Genomic DNA, 21344 nt, shown 5'->3' on the forward strand with positions numbered 1-21344 from the left:
AGCAGCTGACTCGAAACGACTGTTCTTTTATCACGAACGAACGACTAGGCTCGGTCCTCAGATAAAAAGAACAAGCACGACGAGGGACTTCTCCATGCCCCAGGCACTGGATGCTTATGACTACCTGATCGTCGGCGCGGGCCCTGCCGGTTGCCTGCTGGCCAATCGTCTGTCCGCCGACCCTGCCAACCGCGTGCTGCTGCTCGAAGCCGGCGGCCCGGACAACTATCCCTGGATCCACATTCCCGTCGGTTACCTCTACTGCATCGGTAACCCGCGCACTGACTGGTGTTTCGACACCGAGACGGTGCCGGGCCTGAACGGCCGCGCCATCAAGTACCCGCGCGGGCGCACCCTGGGCGGTTGCTCCTCGATCAACGGCATGATCTACATGCGTGGCCAGGCACTGGACTACGACGGCTGGGCCGCCGAGGGCAACGCCGGCTGGGGCTGGAATGACCTGCTGCCGCTGTTCATGAAGATGGAGGACCACTTCGGTGGGTCGAGTGAGCTGCACGGCTCGGGCGGCGAATGGCGGGTCGAGAAGCAGCGGCTGTCGTGGACTATCCTCGATGCCTTCCGCGAGGCGGCAGCGCAGTCCGGCGTGCGCCCGGTGGACGACTTCAACGGCGGCGACAACGAAGGCTGCGGCTACTTCCAGGTGAACCAGCGTTCCGGCGTGCGCTGGAATGCCTCGAAGGCCTTCCTGCGACCCATCGCCAACCGCCCCAATCTCACTGTGCTGACCAACGTGGAAGCCCTGCGCGTGCTGCTGGAGAACGGTCGCGCCGCCGGGCTGGAAGTGAACTGGCAGGGGGCGCGGCGCGAGCTGCGGGCCCGGCGTGAAGTGATTCTCTGCGCCGGGGCGATCAACACGCCGGTGCTGCTGCAACGCTCCGGCATCGGCCCGCGCGATCTGCTGGAGAAACACGGTGTCGGCGTGCGCCATGAGCTTTCCGGCGTCGGCGGCAACCTGCAGGATCACCTGCAGCTGCGCCTGATCTACCGCATGAACGGCGCGCCCTCGCTGAACCAGATCGCCTCGACGCTGTGGGGCAAGATGGGCATGGGCCTGGAGTACCTGTTCAAGCGCAGCGGCCCGCTGTCCATGGCGCCGAGCCAGCTGGGCGCATTCGCCAAGTCCGATCCCGGCCAGCGTTCGGCCAATCTCGAGTACCACGTGCAGCCGCTGTCGCTGGAGCGCTTCGGCGAGCCGCTGCACAGCTTCCCGGCGTTCACCGCTTCGGTGTGCGACCTGCGCCCGCTGAGCCGTGGCTCGGTGACGCTGCGTTCGCTGGACCCGCGCGACAAACCGGTGATCCAGCCCAACTACCTGAGTCACCCGCAGGACCTGCGCGTGGCCGCCGACGCCATCCGCCTGACCCGCCGCATTGCCTCCGCGCCGGCGCTGGCGCGCTACCAGCCGGTGGAGTTCAAGCCCGGCCCGGATTACCAGACCGAGGAAGACCTGCACCGCGCCGCTGCTGAGATCGGCACCACCATTTTCCACCCGGCCGGCACCTGCCGCATGGGGCAGGGCGAGGGCGCGGTGGTGGACAGCCAGCTGCGCGTGCACGGCATCCCCGGCCTGCGCATCGCCGATGCTTCGATCATGCCCAGCCTGACCTCCGGCAACAGTTGCTCTCCGGTGCTGGTGATCGCGGAAAAGGCCGCGCAGATGATTTTGAGCGAACCCGCGCGTGGCGCGGAGGTCATCCCTTCCAGTGGGCACACACAGGAGGAAGCTCCGGTGGCGTGACGGCGATCCCGTCTGCCCACTTTTTTATTTGGCGTGTAGCAAATCAACGGTATCGCGCGGTGTGAAAACCGTGGCAGTCGAGGCTGACAAAAACAAAAGCCCCCAGAAGGGGCGGGAGAGCCCGCAATGACCGATCCAGCAATCACGAGTGCGACACAGACCAGCTCCTATGAGCGGCCCGCGACCTCGCGTCGCGACGAGCGCAAGGTGATCTTCGCCTCGTCGCTCGGCACGGTGTTCGAGTGGTACGACTTCTTCCTCTACGGGTCGCTGGCGGCAATCATCGCCAAGCACTTCTTCGCCGGGGTCAACGACACCACCGCGTTCATCTTCGCCCTGCTGGCATTCGCCGCCGGCTTCCTCGTCCGCCCCTTCGGCGCGCTGGTGTTCGGCCGCCTGGGGGACATGATCGGGCGCAAGTACACCTTCCTCGTCACCATCCTGCTGATGGGCCTGTCGACCTTTGCGGTGGGCCTGCTGCCGGCCTACGCCACCATCGGCGTGGCGGCGCCGATCATCCTCATCGTGCTGCGCCTGCTGCAGGGCCTGGCGCTGGGCGGTGAGTACGGCGGCGCGGCGATCTATGTGGCCGAGCACGCGCCGGACCACAAGCGTGGCGCCTACACCAGCTGGATCCAGTGCACCGCCACCGCTGGCCTGCTGCTCTCGCTGGTGGTGATCTGGGGTTGCCGCCAGCTCACCGGCGCCGAGTTCGAGACCTGGGGCTGGCGCCTGCCGTTCCTGATCTCCATCGTGCTGCTGGGCATCTCCACCTGGATTCGCCTGTCGATGCACGAGTCGCCGGCGTTCCTGAAGATGAAGGCCGAGGGCAAGGTGAGCAAGTCGCCGCTCAAGGAGTCCTTCACCCACTGGGGCAACCTGAAGATCGTCCTGATCGCGCTGTTCAGCATCAACGCGGGCCAGGCGGTGACCTTCTATGCGGCGCAGTTCTACGTGATGTTCTTCCTCACCCAGGTGCTGAAGGTGGACCCGGCGTTGTCCAACGGGTTGCTGATCATCTCCCTGGTGATCGGCGCGCCGCTGTTCGTGGTCATGGGCTGGCTGTCGGACAAGGTCGGGCGCAAGCCGGTACTGATCACCGGCCTGTTGCTGGCCACGGTGCTGTACTTCCCGCTGTTCCAGGCGCTGACCCACTACGCCAACCCGCAGATCGATGCGGCCACGCGCCAGGCGCCGGTCACCGTGATGGCGGACCCGGCCACCTGCACCTTCCAGTTCGACCCGGTGGGCAAGGCCAAATTCGACAGCGCCTGCGACAAGGCCAAGACCCTACTGGTGAAGGGCGGCGTGCCCTATAGCACAGTGGCCGCGCCGGCCGGCAGCGAGCTGGTGGTGACGGTGGGCGAGAAGCGCCTCGAGGGCTTCGACGCCGCCGCGCTGGGCGCTGCGGTGAAGGACGCCGGCTATCCGACCGTGGCTGATTCCTCGCTGGTGAACCGGCCGATGGTGGTGGCGATCATCGTCGCGCTGATCTTCATCGCTACCTGCTGCTACGGCCCGCTGGCGGCGCTGATGGTCGAGCTGTTCCCGACGCGCATCCGCTACACCTCGCTGTCGCTGCCGTACCACATCGGCAACGGCTGGTTCGGCGGACTGTTGCCGACCATCTCGTTCGCGCTGGTGGTGTACACCGGCAACATCTTCTACGGCCTGTGGTACCCGGTGCTGATCACGGCGATGAGCCTGGTCTGCTCGCTGCTGTTCCTGAAGGAGACCAAGGACAACGACATCCACGCGGACTGATCCCCGGCTGAGGTGAAAGGGCCCGGCTGGTTGCCGGGCTTTTTTCATCTCTGTCGCCAGCGCGGGAGTCCTGCGTGGCATCGGTTGCGGCTTCGCCTTAGGATGCCGTGCCCGGTACACCGCCGGATCACTCAAGGAGCGAATACGATCATGGCCATCAGGAACGAAAAGCTGAGTCAGTACACCTTCCTCGACGAGATGCAGCGCGACAGTTACTTCCCGCCGCAGCTGGTCGCCAAGGGGCAGCAGTTGCTGGTAGCGCTGTGCGAGTCCATCGAGGCGCAGGCGCCGGCGGACCTGGATGCGCTGTACGCGCTGACCCATGAAACCACCCTGGCCTTCAATGCGCTGGGCGAGGAGTTCGAGGACCAGGGCAGCGAGATCGAGACCGCGGCGCGCGACAGTATCGGCGGGGATGTCGCCTTCATCGCCGAGGCCTATGGCTTCGATGCCGATATCGAGGAACTGATCGCGCCGCGAGAGTGGTAGATCGTTCGAGCTTCTGTGAAATGACGAAGGCCCGGCTTGATGCCGGGCCTTTTCATTGGGGCGCCGGAGTCCGCCTGCAGGAGCTGGGTGGTTGCGGGCATGGCGGGAGGCGCCTTGCAGGATGGGTGGAGGTTATTCCCGAATCGGTAGGCGCGAGAGGAAAGACAAAGGGCGCCCGGAGGCGCCCTTTGCGGCAAGCAGCAGCGATCAGCGGAAAGCCGGCACCACGTGCTTGATGAACAGTTCCAGCGACTTCTTCTTCTGCGCATACGGCAGGCTGTTGTCGGCCCAGAAGCTGAACTCGTCCACGCCCAGTTCCTGGTAGTGGCGGATGCGCGCGATGATTTCTTCCGGGGTGCCGATCATGGTGTTCTTGCGGATGTTCTCCAGCTCGAACTCCGGGCGCTCCTTGAACTTCTCCTCGGGGCTGGGCGGCAGCAGGCCGTTGACCGGGGTCTGCTTGTTGCCGAACCAGGCGTCGAAGGTGCGGTAGAAGCGCGAGATGGCCTCGGCGCCGACCTTCCAGCCTTCCGGATCGTCGGCGGTGTGCACGTGGGTGTGGCGCAGCACCATCAGCTGCGGGCGCGGCACATCCGGGTTGTTGGCCAGGGCGGCTTCGAACTTGTTCTTCAGGTCGACGACTTCCTCGTCGCCCTTCATCAGCGGCGTGACCATCACGTTGCAGCCGTTGGCCACGGCGAAGTTGTGCGAATCCGGGTCGCGGGCGGCGATCCACATCGGCGGGGTCGGCTTCTGGATCGGGCGCGGCGAGGAGGTGGAGGTGGGGAACTTCCAGATCTCGCCTTCGTGGGCGACATCGCCCTGCCACAGCGCCTTCACCACCGGGACCATCTCGCGCAGGTACTTGCCGCCGTCGCCGGCCGGCATGCCGTTGGCCATGCGGTCGAACTCGTACTGGTAGGCGCCGCGCGCCAGGCCCACTTCCATGCGGCCGTTGCTGATCACGTCGAGCAGGGCGCATTCGCCCGCCACGCGGATGGGGTGCCAGAACGGCGCGATGATGGTGCCGGCGCCCAGGCGGATGGTTTGGGTGCGCGCGGCGAGGTAGGCCAGCAGCGGCATCGGGCTCGGCGAGATGGTGTACTCCATGGCGTGGTGTTCGCCGATCCAGACGGTGGAGAAGCCACCGGCCTCGGCCATCAGCGTCAGCTCGGTGAGCTCTTCGAACAGCTGGCGGTGGCTGGGCTGGTCGTCGTAGCGCTCCATGTGCACGAACAGGGAAAACTTCATATCGCTTACCTCGAACCTTTCTTGTATCCGGCACGGCAGCCGGCGGGAGATGCGCAGGCACGCATCGCTGCTTTTCGGCGGTCAGGCGCGGCGGCGGGATGAGTGGCCGTTTTCCGCGCTAGGGAATCCGTTGCATATTGGTATACCATAATACGGGATGTCTGCAAGGCGTTTCTGCCGCGAGCAGACCAAGGGAGTAGGGATGAACCTCAAACAAAAACTGATCCTCGCCTTTTCCGCCATCGCCAGCCTGCCGGTGATCCTCGTCGCCGTGCTGGTGATCCTCAACCTGCGCGGCGAGGCGCGGGACAGCTTCATCGACGGCAGCAGCCGGGAGATCCGCCAGGTCGAAAACGCCATGCAGATCTTCTTCGACGGCATCACCCAGAACGTCGAATACCTCGCCAGCCATCCGCAGCTGGCGGCCATCGACAGCAGCCTCAAGCAGTACATCGGCGCCGACGCCGCACAGCACCCGACCGGAGAGCTGGACAAGCGCTTGTTCGACCTCTTCACCGGACTGGCGCAGAGCCACCCGGACTACGCCTACGTATCCCTGGGCACCCGCGAGGGCGGCTACAGCTTCTGGCCGGGCGACGCCAAGCTGGCCAACTACGACCCGCGCACCCGCCCCTGGTACCAGGCGGCCATGGCCCAGCCGGGCAAGACCCTGCGCACCAAGGCCTACTACTGGGCCGCGGACAAGGTGGTGCTGGTAAGCAGCGTGCGGACCTTCGCCAACCAGTTCGGCCCGCAGGGCGGGGTGGTCAATATCGACGTCTCGCTCAAGCGCCTGACCGATATCGTCAAGGCTATCCGCCTGGGCGAATCCGGCTACCTGATGCTGATGGAAGGCGACGGCACCATCCTGGTCGACCCGCACAACCCGGAGAACAACTTCAAACAGCTGGGCGAGCTGGGCGGCGATTTCCAGCGCCTGGCCAGTGCGCAGAAAGGGCTGGTGGAAGTGACTATCGGCGGCGAGCCCTACCTCGCCAACGTCTGGCCGTCCGAGACCCTGGGCTGGCGCTTCGTCGGGCTGATCAAGGAAAGCGAGGTGATGAGCAAGGCGACACGCCTGACCTGGGGCATCGTCCTGGTGGCGGTGATCATTGCGCTGGTGTTCGCCGGCCTCGGCTCGCTGTTCGCCGGGTTGGTAGTGCGTCCGGTGCGCGCCGTGGCAGCAGGCCTGGAAGGCATTGCCCAGGGTGACGGTGATCTCACGGGCCGTCTTGCCGTGCGTGGCCGCGACGAGACGGCGCAACTGGCCGGCTGGTTCAACCAGTTCCTCGATGCGATCCGCCGGTTGGTGCAGAGCATCGGCACCGCCGCCGGCAGTATCCACCAGAGCTCCGGCAGCAGCCGCGAGACCTCCCAGGCGCTGGCCGATACCGCCGCGCGTCAGCGTGAGGCGGTGGACATGGTCTCCACCGCGTTCAACGAGATGGTCATGACCGCCAACGAGGTCGCGCGCTCCTGCAGCCAGGCGGCGGAATCCGCCGACAGCGGCCAGCGCCAGGCCCACGATGGCCAGCTGCAGATCGACGAGGCGGTGGACAGCGTTGGCCGCCTGAGCGACGAAATTGCCCACTCCGCCGACGCCATGCGTCAGCTGGAGCAGGACAGCAACGACATCCAGTCGATTCTCGGCACCATCCGCTCCATCGCCGAGCAGACCAACCTGCTGGCACTCAACGCGGCCATCGAGGCGGCGCGGGCGGGCGACCAGGGTCGTGGTTTCGCCGTGGTGGCCGACGAGGTGCGCGCGCTGGCGCGGCGCACGGCGGAGTCCACCGGCGAGATCGACAACCTGCTCGGCACCCTGGCCCGCCGCACCCACGACACCGGGCGGCAGATGCAGTCGAGCCTGGAGGCGTCGCAGCGCACTGTCGGTTCGATCCGTGAGGCGCGAGCCTGCTTCGGGGCGATCCGCGAATCGGTGGACGTGATCCGCGACATGAACGCCCAGATCGCCACTGCTGCCGAGGAGCAGCACCAGGTGGCGGAGGAGATCAACCGGCACATCAGCCAGATCCACCGCGACGCCCAGGAGGTCGCCGGCCTGGCGGACGCCACGCGGGGCGATGCGCAGACCCTGAGCGGGCTGTCGGACGAGCTGAACCGCCTGGTGTCGCGGTTCAGGACCTGATGGGAAAAAGGGCTCGCGAATGCGGGCCTCCTTTTTTTGCGGCTGAGAAAGGTGGTTGCCTGTAGGAGCGCGCCTGGCCCACCTGGCGCTGCGCCGGGCTCATCGGCGCGTCGGATCGATGGGTATCGCTGCGCTCCACACCATCCTACGTCCCATGCTTCATGGCAATCGTAGGGCGCATAACGCGCCAGCGTTATCCGCCGCCGCAACGGCGGATAACCTGTTCCAGGTTATTCGCCCTACGGTCCTGATCGATGGGTATCGATGCGCTCCACGCCATCCTACGTTTGCGCCTCATGGTGGCTCCGCCGCTGGCGAAGGTAGGGCGCATCAGGACCAGCCAACAGACAAAAGAAAAGCCCCTTCTCACTCCCGCAAGAAGGGGCCTGCGCCGGACGGCGAAAGATCAGGCGGTCAGGCGAAAGCCTGCAGCGCGCCCATCTTTCCGCGGCAGTAAATCATCGGGGTGATCTGCTGGTCCGGCACGATCAGGTTCTTCACGGCGCCGACCAGGATGGCGTGGTCACCGCCTTCGTATTCGCGCCACAGCTCGCATTCGATGATGGCGGTGGCGTTCTCCAGCAACGGGTTGCCGCGTTCGCTCAGGGTCCACTCGATGCCCTGGGTCTTGTCCTTGCCCTTGCTGGCGAAGGCATAGGCCTCGCCCTTCTGGTCGGCGGAGAGCAGGTGGATGGCGAAGTGCTTGCGGCGGATCAGCACCGGGTAGGAATCGGAGCTGTAGTTGGGGCAGAACAGCACCAGTGCCGGGTCCATCGACAGGGAACTGAAGGCACTTGCGGTGAGGCCGACCACCTGGCCATCGTCGTCCATCGTGGTGATGACGGTGACGCCGGACGGGAAGGAGCCCATGACTTGTTTGTAGGCAGCGTGGTCGATCATTGCGAGTACCTGTCTTGTGAGCCGGCCATCGGGAGTGGTCGTTTCGTCTGATGGTATACCGTAATACTTCGAAAGCAAGCCCTTTCTTTTCCCGATGGATGGACGGTGAAAGGCCGACTGTCGGCTGGAGGCTACGGAATACGGGGCTTTCGCCGATAGCGTGAGTGTCCGCCAGACACCCCGCTGGCTACCATTCGACCAACGGTTACTCAGAAATACCTTGCCTGGTATTTGGAATACCATAATATTGCCTCCATCACCGCAGCGCCGTTTCTGCCCGATTCAGGGCGCCGGATGACCAGACCTTACAAAGACAATAAGCAAGGCAAAAACGATGTCCGATACTCCACTGATCGAGAACCATACCGTCGATTACGTGCCGCCGGCCGAGCGTCATGGGCGCTCCCGTGACCTGTTCACGCTGTGGTTCAGCACCAACATCGCACCGCTACCGGTGGTCACCGGCGCGATGGCGGTGCAGGTGTTCCATCTCGACCTGCTCTGGGGCCTGATCGCCATTGTCCTGGGCCACATGTTCGGCGGCGTGTTCCTCGCCCTGGCGTCGGCGCAGGGCCCGCAGATGGGCATCCCGCAGATGGTCCAGAGCCGGGGCCAGTTCGGCCGTTACGGCGCCTTGCTGATCGTGTTCTTCACCGCACTGATCTACGTCGGCTTCTTCATTTCCAACATCGTCCTGGCGGGCAAGTCGATCCAGGGCCTGGTGCCGGCGACCCCGACGCCCGTGGCGATCATCCTCGGCGCACTCAGTGCCACCGCCATCGGCGTGATCGGCTATCGCTTCATCCACACCCTCAACCGTATCGGCACCTGGGTGATGGGCGGCGCGCTGCTGCTGGGCTTCGTCATCATGCTCGGCGGCGACCTGCCGGCGAACTTCCTCTCCCGCGGCGCCTTCAACCTGTCCGGCTTCCTGGCCACCCTGTGCCTGGGCATCATCTGGCAGATCAGCTTCGCGCCCTACACCTCGGACTACTCGCGCTACCTGCCGGCCAGCGTCGGTATCGGCAAGCCGTTCCTGGCGACCTTCGCCGGCGCGGTGGCGGGCACCAGCCTGTCGTTCAGCTTCGGCGCCGTCGCCGTGCTGGCGACCCCGGAGGGCACCGACGCGATGGTCGCGGTCAAGCAGGCCACCGGTATGTTCGGCCCGGTGCTGATGCTGCTGTTCCTGCTCAACATCATCAGCCACAACGCCCTGAATCTTTACGGCGCTGTGCTCTCCATCGTCACCTCGATCCAGACCTTCGCCGGCAGCTGGACGCCCAGCGTGCGGGTGCGCGTGGTGCTGTCTTCGGTGGTGCTGGCGGGCAGCTGCCTGATGGCGCTGGGCGCCTCGGCCAATTTCATCTCGCAGTTCATCGGCCTGATCCTGGCGATGCTGATCGTGCTGGTGCCCTGGGCCTCGATCAACCTGATCGACTTCTACCTGATCAAGCGCGGCCGCTACGACATCAACTCGATCTTCCGTCGTGACGGCGGCGTGTACGGGCGCTTCAACCCGCACGCGATCATTGCCTACTTCATCGGCATCATCGTGCAGCTGCCGTTCGCCAATACCTCGCTGTTCGTCGGCCCGTACGCCAACTACATCGACGGGGTGGACCTGTCGTGGCTGGTCGGCCTGCTGGTGACCGTCCCGCTGTACTACTGCCTGGCCACCCGCGGCCAGGCCCGCGAAGTCGGCCAGCCGGTGGCGCTGGGGATCGCGGAATAAGGTTTCGACCTGGGTTTTACACTCTCTGCCCTGCCGGGTTTCGGTGGGGCTTTTTTTTGTCCGGATTTTTCAGGACACGCCGAGTGGTCAATCGACGCCGGCCTTGCCGGCGGATCGCGGGCATGGCCCGCTCCTACAGGGAGCACGCTCTTGCTTTGATGGCTTCCAGTGGAACATCCACGCGCGCCGAAGTGCCCCTTTCAGGAGGCCGAAGGTGATCGGAGTTTCAGGGGTTGAGCGACATGGATGTCGCGAGAGCGTTGTCGGGCCAGGGATGGCCCGTCAACGCGGGCCCCTGGAACTCCGAGGAACCGAGGGTACTTTTCGCGAAGCGAAAAGCCGGATGGCAGGGGCAAGCCTTTTGGTTACTTTTCGGCGTTTGGAAAAGTAACTCGCCCGAGGGGGCGAAACCAGAAGTCCGCGCGCACACCGAAGCGGCGCTGGAACACCCAGGTCAAAGCATCGCGAATGGAGTCCGCACCTACGGCGGAAGAGTCGGCCTAAACCTGTAGGAGCGGGCCTTGCCCGCGATCCGTCGGCAGGGCCGACGGCAATCCCGCTCGCCCTTGGCCGGGGCCTTACCCCTCGAACCCCTCGACGATGACGATATCCGCCTTCGCCACGCCCTGCCGGTGCGCGCAGGCTTCCTGGTATTCCGCCGAGCGGTAGCAGGCCACCGCCTGCTCATAGGAATCGAACTCGATCACCACGCTACGCTGAGGAGTAGGGCGCCCCTCCAGGGCCTCCGAGCGTCCGCCGCGGGCGAGGAACTTGCCGCCGTGCCTGGCGAAGGCCGCCGGGGCGCGGCGGGTGTATTCGCTGTATTGCTCCGGGTCGGTGATATCGACGTGAGCGATCCAGTAAGCCTTCATGTTCACCTCTGCTTGCTGCTGTTTCGGATAAGAAATGTATTATGGTATACCAGATTTTTTCATCCACGATCCAGCCGAGTACCGCACCATGCCGTTCGACCGCATCGAAGACATCATCGAAGACTACCGCCAGGGCAAGATGGTGCTCCTGGTCGACGACGAAGACCGTGAAAACGAGGGCGACCTGCTGCTCGCTGCCGAGCGCTGCACGCCCGAGGCGATCAACTTCATGGCCCGCGAGGCACGTGGGCTGATCTGCCTGACGCTGACCGATGAGCACTGCGCCCGCCTGGGCCTGGAGCAGATGGTGCCGGCCAACGGCAGCGCCTATTCCACTGCCTTCACCGTGTCCATCGAGGCGGCCACCGGCGTTTCCACCGGCATCTCCGCCGCCGACCGCTCGCACACCGTGATCACCGCCGTGCAGCCGGGCGCCCGCGCCGAGGACCTGGTGCAGCCCGGCCACATCTTCCCCCTGCGCGCCCGCGAAGGCGGCGTGCTGACCCGCGCCGGCCACACCGAGGCGGGCTGTGACCTGGCGCGCCTGGCGGGGCTGACCCCGGCCTCGGTGATCGTCGAAGTCATGAACGACGACGGCAGCATGGCCCGGCGCCCTGACCTGGAAGCCTTCGCCAAGCGGCACGGCATCCGCATCGGCACCATCGCCGACCTGATCCACTACCGCCTGAGCAACGAGCACACCGTCGCGCGCATCGGCGAGAGCGAGTTGCCCACCGTGCACGGCACCTTCCGCCTGGTCACCTACGAGGACCGCATCGAAGGCGGCGTGCACATGGCCATGGTCATGGGCGACATCAAGCGCGACGAGTCAACCCTGGTGCGCGTGCACGTGATCGATCCGCTGCGCGACCTGGTCGGCGCCGAGTACACCGGGCCGAAGAACTGGACCCTCTGGGCTGCCCTGCAGAAGGTCGCCGAGGTCGGTCACGGCGTGGTCGTGGTGCTGGCCAACAACGAATCCTCCCAGGCGCTGCTGGCCCGCGTGCCGCAGCTCACCCAGGCGCCGCGACAGTTCACCCGCTCGCAGTCGCGCATCTATTCGGAAGTCGGCACCGGCGCGCAGATCCTGCAGGACATCGGCGTTGGCAAGATCCGCCACCTGGGCGCGCCGCTGAAGTATGCCGGGCTCACCGGTTACGACCTGGAAGTGGTGGAGACGTTGCCCTTCGAGGGCTGATCCGTTCGTCCGCTCGCTGTGCTGGCTTTTCGCCAGAATATTTCAGCACGGCGAGTGTGAAAAAAGATTTCCTTTCCAATCAATAACCTGAGCAGAACGAGGAACGACGCGGTGTCCGCCCAAGCTTCGCTGCCACGATGGCCGGTGTCGCCGAGGACTTGCGGAAAGTTTGGAATACCATAATATGACATTCCGTAGGCCTTGCAATTTCTGCCAGTCAGCGTGCCACTCCATCGCAACCTGACGACGCTACGGCCACCTGCTCCAGACAGGCGTTCCACGAAGAGCGCCGTGAACAATCACAACAATGAGGGCAAGCAAGATGGTGTTCAAAAAACGTGCGATCGCGGTCCTGACCGCTGCATTCCTCGGCGCAACCGGCACCGCTGCCTTCGGCGCCGACAGCCTCAGCTTCGTCAGCTGGGGTGGCACTACCCAGGATGCGCAGAAGCAGGCCTGGGCCGAACCCTTCAGCCAGTCCACCGGCATCCCCGTCGTGCAGGACGGCCCCACCGACTACGGCAAGCTCAAGGCCATGGTGGAGAGCGGCAACGTCCAGTGGGACGTGGTCGACGTCGAAGCCGACTTCGCTCTGCGCGCTGCCGCCGAAGGCCTGCTGGAACCCCTGGACTTCAACACCATCAAGCGCGACCGCATCGACCCGCGTTTCGTCTCCGACCACGGCGTCGGCTCCTTCTACTTCTCCTTCGTGCTCGGCTACAACCAGGGCAAGGTCGGCGGCAAGCAGCCGCAGGACTGGTCGGCGCTGTTCGACACCGCCACCTATCCGGGCAAGCGCGCGCTGTACAAGTGGCCGAGCCCCGGCGTGCTGGAGCTGGCCCTGCTGGCCGACGGCGTGGCCAAGGACAAGCTCTACCCGCTGGACCTGGACCGCGCCTTCAAGAAACTCGACACCATCAAGAAGGACATCGTCTGGTGGGGCGGCGGCGCTCAGTCGCAGCAACTGCTGGCCTCCGGCGAGGCGACCCTCGGCCAGTTCTGGAACGGCCGCATCTACGCCCTGCAGCAGGACGGCGCGCCGGTGGGCGTGAGCTGGAAGCAGAACCTGGTCATGGCCGATTTCCTCGTGGTGCCCAAGGGCGCCAAGAACAAGGATGCTGCGATGAAGTTCCTGGCCAACTCCAGCAGCGCCAAGGGCCAGGCCGACTTCGCCAACCTGACTGCCTACGCCCCGGTGAACCTGGACAGCGTCGGCCAGCTCAAGGCTGATCTTGCGCCGAATCTGCCCACCGCCTACGCGCAGGAGCAGATCACCCTCGACTACGCCTACTGGGCGAAGAACGGCCCGGCGATCGCCGCACGGTGGAACGAATGGCTGGTCAAGTGAAAATGGCTGTGATGCAGCCGGGCCAGGCCTCCGGGGGCGCCAAGCGCGCCGCCGGCTCGCCGGCCCCGAAGGCAGAACCCATGCGACAGGATGAACTGCTCACCCACCGCTGGCGGGGTTTCCGCAACCTGCTGCCGGCGCTGCTGTTCCTCGGCCTGTTCTTCCTCGCCCCGCTGATCGGCCTGCTGCTGCGCGGCGTGCTGGAGCCGACCCTGGGCCTGGACAACTATGCCCAACTGTTCGCCAACTCGGCCTATTCGCGGGTGCTGTTCAACACCTTCGCGGTCGGCGCGCTGGTCACCGTGATCAGCCTGCTGCTGGGCTTCCCGCTGGCCTGGGCGATCACCCTGGTCCCGCGCGGCTGGGGGCGCATGCTGCTGAACATCGTGCTGCTGTCGATGTGGACCAGCCTGCTGGCGCGCACGTACTCCTGGCTGGTGCTGCTGCAGGCCTCGGGGGTGATCAACAAGACCCTGATGGCGCTGGGCATCATCGACCAGCCGCTGGAACTGGTGCACAACCTCACCGGCGTGGTGATCGGCATGAGTTACATCATGATCCCGTTCATCGTGCTGCCGCTGCAGGCGACCATGGCCGCCATCGACCCGATGGTGCTGCAGGCCGGCTCGATCTGCGGCGCCAGCCCCTGGACCAACTTCTTCCGGGTATTCATCCCGCTGTGTCGGCCGGGTCTGTTCTCCGGCGGCCTGATGGTCTTCGTCATGTCCCTGGGTTACTACGTCACCCCGGCGCTGCTGGGCGGGGCACAGAACATGATGCTGCCGGAGTTCATCGTCCAGCAGGTGCAATCCTTCCTCAACTGGGGTCTGGCCAGCGCCGCCGCCGCGCTGCTGATCGCCATCACCCTGGTGCTGTTCTACCTCTACCTGAAGCTGCAACCGGAATCCCCGGTGGCTTCCAGTAGCGCGAGGTAAGCCATGCTGCTCTCACCCAATGCCATGAGCCGGCGCATGCGCGTCGGCCTCTACCTCACGACCGGCACCATCGCGGCCTTCCTGCTGCTGCCCATCGTGTTCATTGTCCTGCTGTCGTTCGGCTCCTCGCAGTGGCTGGTGTTCCCGCCGCCGGGCTGGACGCTGAAGTGGTACGGCCAGTTCTTCTCCAACCCCGAGTGGATGAGCGCAGCGTTCGCCAGCCTGAAGGTGGCGATCCTCACCACCCTCTGCTCGGTCGCCCTGGGCCTGCCCACCGCCTTTGCCCTGGTGCGCGGCAAGTTCCCCGGCCGCGAGCTGCTCTACGGGCTGTTCACCCTGCCGATGATCGTGCCGCTGGTGATCATCGCGGTGGCGGTGTACGCGCTGTTCCTCAAGCTCGGCTACACCGGCACGCTGTTCTCCTTCGTGGTCAGCCACGTGATAGTCGCGCTGCCGTTCACCATCATCTCGATCATCAACTCGCTGAAGCTGTTCGACCAGTCCATCGAGGACGCCGCAGTGATCTGCGGGGCGTCGCGCCTGCAGGCGGTGATGAAGGTGACGTTCCCGGCAATCCGCCCCGGCATGGTCGCCGGCGCGCTGTTCGCCTTCCTGGTCTCCTGGGATGAGGTGGTGCTGAGCGTGATGATGGCCAGCCCGACCCTGCAGACCCTGCCCGTGAAAATGTGGACCACCCTGCGCCAGGACCTGACCCCGGTGATCGCCGTCGCTTCGACGCTGCTGATCGGCCTGTCGGTGTTGGTGATGGTGATCGCCGCCGCCCTGCGCCGGCGCAACGAAATCCGCGCCTGAGCGCCGAGGTAAATGCCATGAGTGCCGTGATCCAAGAATCCCGCGAGCAGAAGACCCTGGTCAGCCTGCGCAACCTGAACAAGTTCTATGGCGACTTCACCGCCGTGGACAACATTTCCCTCGACATCCAGGACGGCGAGTTCCTCACCTTCCTGGGCTCCAGCGGCTCGGGCAAGAGCACCACGCTGTCCATGCTGGCCGGCTTCGAGACGCCCAGCAGTGGCGAAATCCTGGTCGAAGGCCAGTCGCTGGTGAACGTGCCGCCGCACAAGCGCGACATCGGCATGGTGTTCCAGCGCTACTCGCTGTTCCCGCACCTGTCGGTGCGCGACAACATCGGCTTCCCGCTGGACATCCGCAAGCAGAAGGGCGCCGAGCGCGACCGTCGCGTCGACGCCATGCTCAAGCTGGTGCAGCTGGACAAGTTCGCCCACCGCCGCCCCGCGCAGCTCTCCGGCGGCCAGCAGCAACGCGTCGCCATCGCCCGCGCGCTGGTCTACGAGCCGCGCATCCTGCTGATGGACGAACCCCTCGGCGCGCTGGACAAGAAACTGCGTGAAGACCTGCAGGACGAACTGCGCCACCTGCACCGTCGCCTGGGCATCACCATCGTCTACGTCACCCACGATCAGGAAGAGGCGATGCGCCTTTCCCAGCGCATCGCCATCTTCAGCCACGGCAAGATCGTCGGCCTGGGCAGCGGCTTCGACCTCTACCAGAACCCGCCGAATGCCTTCGTGGCCTCGTTCCTCGGCAACTCCAACTTCCTCCGCGCCCGTGCCCACGGCAACGCCGCGGCGGAATTCGAAGGCCGCGCCCTGGCCATCCGCCCGACCGCGAACCTGCGCGAAGGTCAGGACATCCTGCTGATGGTGCGCCCGGAAAAAGCCCAGGTACTGAGCCCGGCCCAGGCTGCCGCCACGCCGTTGGCGGCGGGCTGGAACGAGATTCCGGCGAAGGTGGCCGAGACGGTGTTCCTCGGCGAGAGCCTGACCTGCAGCGTGGTCACCGCCAGCGGCGCGACCCTGACGCTGAAGGAGCTTTCCGGCAACACCCAGCCGCTGGCCCCCGGCAGTGAAGTCCGCGTGCGCTGGGCTGCCGCCGATGCGTGCGTGTATGACCAGTGGAACGAAAGCGACCTGACCAAGGGCGCGCACTGATTCGGTTCTGACGTTTCATCCCTTGAACCCCCGGCTTCCGTTGTGGAGTCGGGGGATTTTTTTGCCCGGCTTTGTGCGGGTGGGGATGGCGTCGGTATCGGCCGTCGGCCCTGCCGACGGATCGCGTGCGCGGCACGCTCCTACAGGTTGGAGTCGGGTGACGGGGTTCGTTGCTCGCCGCAGCGTTGGGTGTCAACGAATGAAGTGCACCTTGCCGGTGTCGTCATTGCCCATGTAGATGCCGTACACCCCCGCCTGGCGCTCCTCGATGTAGCGTTCGAGGATTTGCCGGATCGCCGGGTAGTAGATGCATTCCCAGGGGATATCTTCCGGGGCGAAGAATTTCACCTGCAGGGTCTCGGGACCGTGCTCGCCGGTTTCCTCGATCACGCTGGCGCGGAAGATGATGTAGACCTCGCTGATCTTCGGCACGCTGAAGATGGAGTAGGGCGAGACGATGTCGGCGCGCACGCCGGTCTCTTCCCAGACTTCGCGCAGGGCTGCCTGTTCGGTGGTTTCGCCGTTTTCCATGAAACCGGCCGGCAGCGTCCAGGTACCCGGGCGCGGCGGGATGCCACGCTGGCAGAGCAGGTACTTGCCGTCGCGCTCGATGATGCAGCCGGCAATGACCTTGGGGTTCTCGTAGTGGATGTAGCCGCAGCCCGCGCAGATCAGGCGCTCATGGGTATCCCCCGGCGGGCAGTGGCGGCCGAGGCTGCCACTGCCGCAAGCGGGACAGAAGCGCGGGGCAGGCATGGCGTCAGCGGCCTATGCGCGGCTCTTTGAGCGCGATGGGGGTGGCGATGTCGCGCACGTTGCCGGCACCGTCCTGCTTGGAACGCAGGTAGTCCAGGGCGACCTTGGCGGCGGCGCGTACGTGGTCGACCGAGGCCTGGTGAGCCGCGACCGGGTCGCCGCTCTTGATCGCCTCGACCATGCGCTCCATTTCCTGGTTGCTGGCGGCGCGGCGGTTTTCCTGGGACACGGAGGTGGCCCGCAGGTAGCTGATGCGCGCCTGCAGCTGGCGCAGCTGGGTGGCGGCGGTGCGGTTGCCCGAGCCTTCGAGCAGCACGTCGTAGAAGCCCTGCACCGATTCGATCACCTGCTGCAGCTCGCCGTCTTCCAGCGCCTGGCGGTTCTCTTCCAGCGCGCGCTCCAGGTTGCGGATATCGCGGGCCTTGGCGTTCAAGGTGAAGAGCTGAACGATCAGGCCTTCGAGCACGCAGCGCAGCTCATAGATGTCGACCGCGTCTTCCAGGGTGATGATGGCGACGCGCGGACCCTTGGCATCGGCGAACTCCACCAGGCCCTCGGACTCCAGGTGGCGCAGGGCCTCGCGCACCGAAGTGCGGCTGACGCCCAGGCGATCGCACAGATCGCGCTCCACCAGGCGGTCGCCCGGCAGCAGCTGGAAGTTGAGGATGGCGCCGCGCAGCTTGTCGAGGACGATTTCGCGCAGGGTGACGGGGTTGCGATTGACCTTGAAGCTATCGTCGAGTGGCAAGCGTTTCATGGGGTCCGCTCTGTGTTCTGGCTGTCCATAGGAAGAACGATGGAGCACCTTCGGGCGCTCCATCGTCAAGTCGGGCCAGCAATCAACCACGTTCCTCGGCGTCGGCCTCGGCGAAGGCTTCGCGGGCGAGGCGGAAACTGTCCACCGCCGCGGGAACCCCGCAATAGATGCCGACCTGCAGGAGGATCTCGCGGATCTGCTCGCGGGATAACCCGTTACGCAGAGCGCCGCGCACGTGCAGCTTGAGTTCGTGGGGGCGGTTGAGTGCCGAAATCATCGCCAAGTTTATCATGCTGCGTTCCTTGAGCGATAAGCCGTCCCGGCCCCAGACGTGGCCCCAGCAGTACTCGGTGACCATCTCCTGGAGCGGGCGGGTGAAGTCGTCGGCGTTCTGGATCGACTTGTTCACGTAGGCCTCGCCCAGCACCTGGGTGCGGATCGCCAGGCCTTTCTCGTATTTGTCGTTGCTCATCGGTAGCTCCTTTCTATCCCTGTAGGAGCGAGCTTGCTCGCGACCCCGTCCAGCATCGGTGTCGCCGGGAAATCCGTTCGCGAGCAAGCTCGCTCCTACGAAAAGCACCAGCCCCTGGGCTGGAATAAAAAAGGCCGCTGCCGAGGGTGATGGCGAGCGGCCTTGGAAAGCGTCAGCTGGCTATCTCCGGCAGCGCGCCGAGCTTGCCGCGGTGATAGACCATCGGGGTGACCTCCTGCTCCGGCAGGATCAGGTTCTTCACCGCGCCGACGATGATCGCGTGGTCACCGCCGTCGTACTCGCGCCACAGCTCGCATTCGATGATCGCGGTGGCTTTGGTCAGCAGCGGGTTGCCCAGTTCGCTCAGGCGCCACTCGATGCCCTTGGCCTTCTCCTTGCCCTTCTTGGCGAAGGCGTAGGCCTCGGCCTGCTGGTCGGAGCACAGCAAGTGAATGGCGAACTGCTTGCTGTCACGCAGAATCGGGTAGGTGTCCGAGCCGTAGTTGGGGCAGAACAGCACCAGCGCCGGGTCGATCGACAGCGCGCTGAACGCGCTGGCGGTGATGCCGACGATCTCGCCATCGGCATCCAGGGTGGTGACCACGGTGACGCCGGACGGGAAGGAGCCCATCACTTCTTTGTAGATGCCAGGTTCGATCATCTCGTCGCTCCTCTTAGCGCATCACGAAGGGATCAGGCATGGGCGCTGGCGAGAGGTTGATCCACACCGTCTTCAGCTCGGTGTAGGCCAGCACCGAATCGATGCCGCTCTCGCGGCCGTAGCCGCTGTTGTGGAAGCCGCCGATGGGCGCCATGGCGGACACCGCGCGGTAGGTGTTGACCCAGATGATCCCGCTGCGAACGCCACGGGCCATGCGGTGGGCGCGGCCCAGGTCGCGGGTCCAGATGCCGGCGGCGAGGCCGAACTGGGAGTCGTTGGCCATCGCCAGCGCTTGCGCCTCGTCCTTGAAACGAATGACCGAGGCCACGGGGCCGAAGACTTCTTCCTGCATGATCTTCATCGAGTTGCTGTCGCACTCGAACAGGGTCGGTTCGTAGAACCAGCCTTCGGAGTCGATCGACGGACGCTTGCCGCCCAGGCGCAGGCGGGCGCCTTCGGCGAGGGCATCGGCGACCAGGCCTTCGACCACGGCGAGCTGCTGCGCGGTGGCCATGGGGCCCATCTCGCTCTGTTCGTCCTGCGGGTTGCCGATGCGGATGCGCTGGGCGCGCTCCACCAGGCGGGCGACGAACTCGTCGTAGATCTCGTCCTGCACCAGCAGGCGCGAGCCGGCGACGCAGCTCTGTCCGGAGGCGGCGTAGATGCCGGCCACGGCGCCGTTGATGGCGCTGTCGAGGTCGGCGTCGGCGAAGATGATGTTGGGTGATTTGCCACCCAGCTCCAGCGATAGCTTGGCGAAGTTCTCCGCGCTACTGCGCACCACGTGGCGCGCGGTGGCGGCACCGCCGGTGAAGGCGATCTTACGTACCAGCGGGTGGCGGGTGAGCGCAGCGCCAGTGCTCGGACCGAAGCCGGTAACCACGTTGACCACGCCGGCCGGGAAACCGGCCTCGGTGGCCAGGCGGGCCAGTTCGAGGATGGTCGCCGAGGCGTGTTCCGAAGGCTTGAGCACAATGGTGTTGCCGGCGGCCAGGGCCGGGGCCAGCTTGATCGCGGTCAGGTACAGCGGGCTGTTCCACGGGATGATCCCGGCTACCACGCCCAGCGGCTCGTGCACGGTGTAGGCGAACAGGTCGGGCTTATCCAGCGGCAGGGTGCCGCCTTCGAGCTTGTCGGCCAGGCCCGCGGTGTAGTGGAAGAACTCCGGCAGATAGCCGACCTGGCCGCGGGTCTCGCGGATCAGCTTGCCGTTGTCACGGCTTTCCAGCTGCGCCAGGTGTTCCTTGTTCTCGGCGATCAGATCGCCCAGGCGGCGCAGCAGCTTGCCGCGGGCAGTGGCGGTGAGGCCACGCCAGGCCGGGTCGTTGAAGGCGCGCTGGGCGGCCTGCACGGCGCGCTCGACGTCGGCTTCATCGGCATCGGGGAGTTCGGCCCAGGCTTGCGCGCGGGCGGGGTCGAGGCTCTCGAAGGTCTTGCCGGAAACAGCGTCGACCCACTGGCCATCGATGAACATCTGGAAGCGTGCGAGGGTCATGCGACATTCCCCTGTACGTGATTCTTGGAAACCTGCGCCTGTTGCAGGAAGTCGAGCAGCATCTGGTTGACCAGCCGCGGCGACTCCACCGGCATCATGTGGCGCTGTTCGTCGAGCACCGTCACCTTGGCGCCCGGAATGCGTTCGGCGAGCTCGGTGGCCATCTTCGGCGTCGAGCCCGGGTCCAGCTCACCGGTGGCGACCAGGGTCGGCACCTTGATGCTGCCCAGGTCGTCCACGCGGTACATGTCCTGCGTGGCGAACAGGGTGTAAGTAGTCAGATAGCCCTGCGGATCGTTGCTGGCAAGGGTCTGGCGGATCGCAGCGATCTGCGCCGGATTGGCGGCCTGGTACTCGCGGCTGAACCAGCGCGACAGGGCGGCCTCGGCGTTGGCGTCCGGGCCGTGTTCGGCGGCCTGGCGGGTCCGCTCGATCACGCCGGCGCGCTGTTCGGCGCTGCGGTTGAACACGCTGTTCAACACCACAAGGCCGTCCAGGCGCTCGGGGTAGTGCAGGGCGAAGGCCCGCGCCACCAGACCACCCATGGAGAAACCGATAACCGTGGCACTGGTCACGCCCAGGTGGTCGAGCAGCTCGCGCAGCTGGTCGGCGTAACCGACCAGTCCACAGTCCGGCTGCGGCAGCTGACTCGCGCCATGGCCAAGCATGTCATAGGCGATGACCTGGAAATGCGGGGCCAGACCGACGATCTGGCCGCCCCACATTTCCTTGTTCAGGCCGACGCCGTGGATCAGTACCACGGGGTGGCCCTGGCCGGTCGCCAGGTAACTGGTGCCGGCCGGTGTGCGTTCAGCGGTGAGCCGAATCATGGA

Annotated in this window: 19 protein-coding genes and 1 pseudogene; 11 read left to right on the top strand and 9 right to left on the bottom strand. The window is 65.5% G+C overall.

Annotation, left to right across the window (positions count from 1 at the left end):
- Positions 1-94 precede the first annotated feature (94 nt).
- The 3 genes from IB275_RS07540 to IB275_RS07550 all read left to right on the top strand — a co-directional run bounded on the left by IB275_RS07540 (position 95) and on the right by IB275_RS07550 (position 4012).
- Positions 95-1759: a GMC family oxidoreductase gene (locus IB275_RS07540; RefSeq protein ID WP_192289487.1), complete on the top strand. Its 1665-nt coding sequence runs from the start codon at positions 95-97 to the stop codon at positions 1757-1759.
- A gap of 126 nt (positions 1760-1885) precedes the next feature.
- Complete coding sequence (locus IB275_RS07545; protein ID WP_192289485.1) at positions 1886-3523, top strand: MFS transporter; 1638 nt, start codon at positions 1886-1888, stop codon at positions 3521-3523.
- Positions 3524-3673: 150 nt separating this feature from the next.
- Complete coding sequence (locus IB275_RS07550) at positions 3674-4012, top strand: DUF5713 family protein (RefSeq protein ID WP_192289483.1); 339 nt, start codon at positions 3674-3676, stop codon at positions 4010-4012.
- Positions 4013-4219: 207 nt separating this feature from the next.
- Here IB275_RS07550 and IB275_RS07555 read toward each other — a convergent pair whose 3' ends face one another.
- Entirely contained in the window at positions 4220-5263 is a 1044-nt protein-coding gene (locus tag IB275_RS07555) for an LLM class flavin-dependent oxidoreductase (protein WP_192289481.1), read from the bottom strand.
- Positions 5264-5621: 358 nt separating this feature from the next.
- Here IB275_RS07555 and IB275_RS07560 point away from each other — a divergent pair.
- A pseudogene (locus IB275_RS07560) lies at positions 5622-6506 on the top strand (cache domain-containing protein); the annotation flags it as partial.
- Between the two features lie 207 nt (positions 6507-6713).
- Complete coding sequence (locus IB275_RS07565; RefSeq protein WP_494514438.1) at positions 6714-7412, top strand: methyl-accepting chemotaxis protein; 699 nt, start codon at positions 6714-6716, stop codon at positions 7410-7412.
- Between the two features lie 414 nt (positions 7413-7826).
- On the opposite strand, the gene IB275_RS07570 is transcribed toward IB275_RS07565, so the two are convergent.
- Positions 7827-8312 (bottom strand): flavin reductase family protein, encoded by a 486-nt coding sequence (locus IB275_RS07570; protein WP_151186231.1) that lies wholly within the window; start codon positions 8310-8312, stop codon positions 7827-7829.
- 334 nt (positions 8313-8646) lie between these two features.
- Here IB275_RS07570 and IB275_RS07575 point away from each other — a divergent pair, with 334 nt between their 5' ends.
- The gene (locus IB275_RS07575; RefSeq protein ID WP_081517803.1) at positions 8647-10044 is read left to right on the top strand and encodes a purine-cytosine permease family protein; all 1398 of its coding nucleotides are present in this window, start codon (positions 8647-8649) and stop codon (positions 10042-10044) included.
- Between the two features lie 578 nt (positions 10045-10622).
- Here the strand turns inward: IB275_RS07575 and IB275_RS07580 are convergent.
- Complete coding sequence (locus IB275_RS07580; protein WP_192289477.1) at positions 10623-10916, bottom strand: DUF1330 domain-containing protein; 294 nt, start codon at positions 10914-10916, stop codon at positions 10623-10625.
- Positions 10917-11004: 88 nt separating this feature from the next.
- Here IB275_RS07580 and ribBA point away from each other — a divergent pair, with 88 nt between their 5' ends.
- From ribBA to IB275_RS07605, 5 genes are all read left to right on the top strand, one after another.
- Entirely contained in the window at positions 11005-12114 is a 1110-nt protein-coding gene (gene ribBA / locus IB275_RS07585; protein WP_192289476.1) for a bifunctional 3,4-dihydroxy-2-butanone-4-phosphate synthase/GTP cyclohydrolase II, read from the top strand.
- A gap of 322 nt (positions 12115-12436) precedes the next feature.
- On the top strand, positions 12437-13462 hold the full coding sequence (locus IB275_RS07590; protein ID WP_192224884.1) for a polyamine ABC transporter substrate-binding protein: 1026 nt from the start codon (positions 12437-12439) through the stop codon (positions 13460-13462).
- Positions 13447-14397, top strand: coding sequence for an ABC transporter permease (locus IB275_RS07595; protein WP_192289474.1), 951 nt, complete (start codon positions 13447-13449; stop codon positions 14395-14397). Before IB275_RS07590 ends, IB275_RS07595 begins: the two co-directional genes overlap by 16 nt.
- Positions 14398-14400: 3 nt before the next feature.
- Positions 14401-15210 carry an ABC transporter permease gene (locus IB275_RS07600; protein WP_081517808.1) on the top strand — a complete coding sequence of 270 codons (810 nt, stop codon included), beginning with the start codon at positions 14401-14403 and terminating at the stop codon, positions 15208-15210.
- 17 nt (positions 15211-15227) lie between these two features.
- Positions 15228-16370 carry an ABC transporter ATP-binding protein gene (locus tag IB275_RS07605; protein WP_192289472.1) on the top strand — a complete coding sequence of 381 codons (1143 nt, stop codon included), beginning with the start codon at positions 15228-15230 and terminating at the stop codon, positions 16368-16370.
- A gap of 192 nt (positions 16371-16562) precedes the next feature.
- On the opposite strand, the gene IB275_RS07610 is transcribed toward IB275_RS07605, so the two are convergent.
- The 6 genes from IB275_RS07610 to IB275_RS07635 form a co-directional block, all read right to left on the bottom strand.
- A complete protein-coding gene (locus IB275_RS07610) occupies positions 16563-17126 on the bottom strand; it encodes an NUDIX hydrolase (RefSeq protein ID WP_192289470.1) in 564 nt (187 codons plus the stop codon).
- Between the two features lie 4 nt (positions 17127-17130).
- The gene (locus tag IB275_RS07615; RefSeq protein WP_081517812.1) at positions 17131-17883 is read right to left on the bottom strand and encodes a GntR family transcriptional regulator; all 753 of its coding nucleotides are present in this window, start codon (positions 17881-17883) and stop codon (positions 17131-17133) included.
- Positions 17884-17965: 82 nt separating this feature from the next.
- Positions 17966-18355 carry a carboxymuconolactone decarboxylase family protein gene (locus tag IB275_RS07620; protein ID WP_081517813.1) on the bottom strand — a complete coding sequence of 130 codons (390 nt, stop codon included), beginning with the start codon at positions 18353-18355 and terminating at the stop codon, positions 17966-17968.
- Between the two features lie 172 nt (positions 18356-18527).
- Positions 18528-19016 carry a flavin reductase family protein gene (locus IB275_RS07625; RefSeq protein ID WP_192289468.1) on the bottom strand — a complete coding sequence of 163 codons (489 nt, stop codon included), beginning with the start codon at positions 19014-19016 and terminating at the stop codon, positions 18528-18530.
- Positions 19017-19029: 13 nt separating this feature from the next.
- Positions 19030-20511 (bottom strand): aldehyde dehydrogenase, encoded by a 1482-nt coding sequence (locus tag IB275_RS07630; protein WP_192289466.1) that lies wholly within the window; start codon positions 20509-20511, stop codon positions 19030-19032.
- A complete protein-coding gene (locus IB275_RS07635) occupies positions 20508-21341 on the bottom strand; it encodes an alpha/beta fold hydrolase (RefSeq protein WP_081517816.1) in 834 nt (277 codons plus the stop codon). The genes IB275_RS07630 and IB275_RS07635 overlap by 4 nt, the downstream gene beginning before the upstream one ends.
- Positions 21342-21344 lie beyond the last annotated feature (3 nt).

The organism is Pseudomonas sp. PDM21 (assembly GCF_014852505.2).
Taxonomy (GTDB): domain Bacteria; phylum Pseudomonadota; class Gammaproteobacteria; order Pseudomonadales; family Pseudomonadaceae; genus Pseudomonas.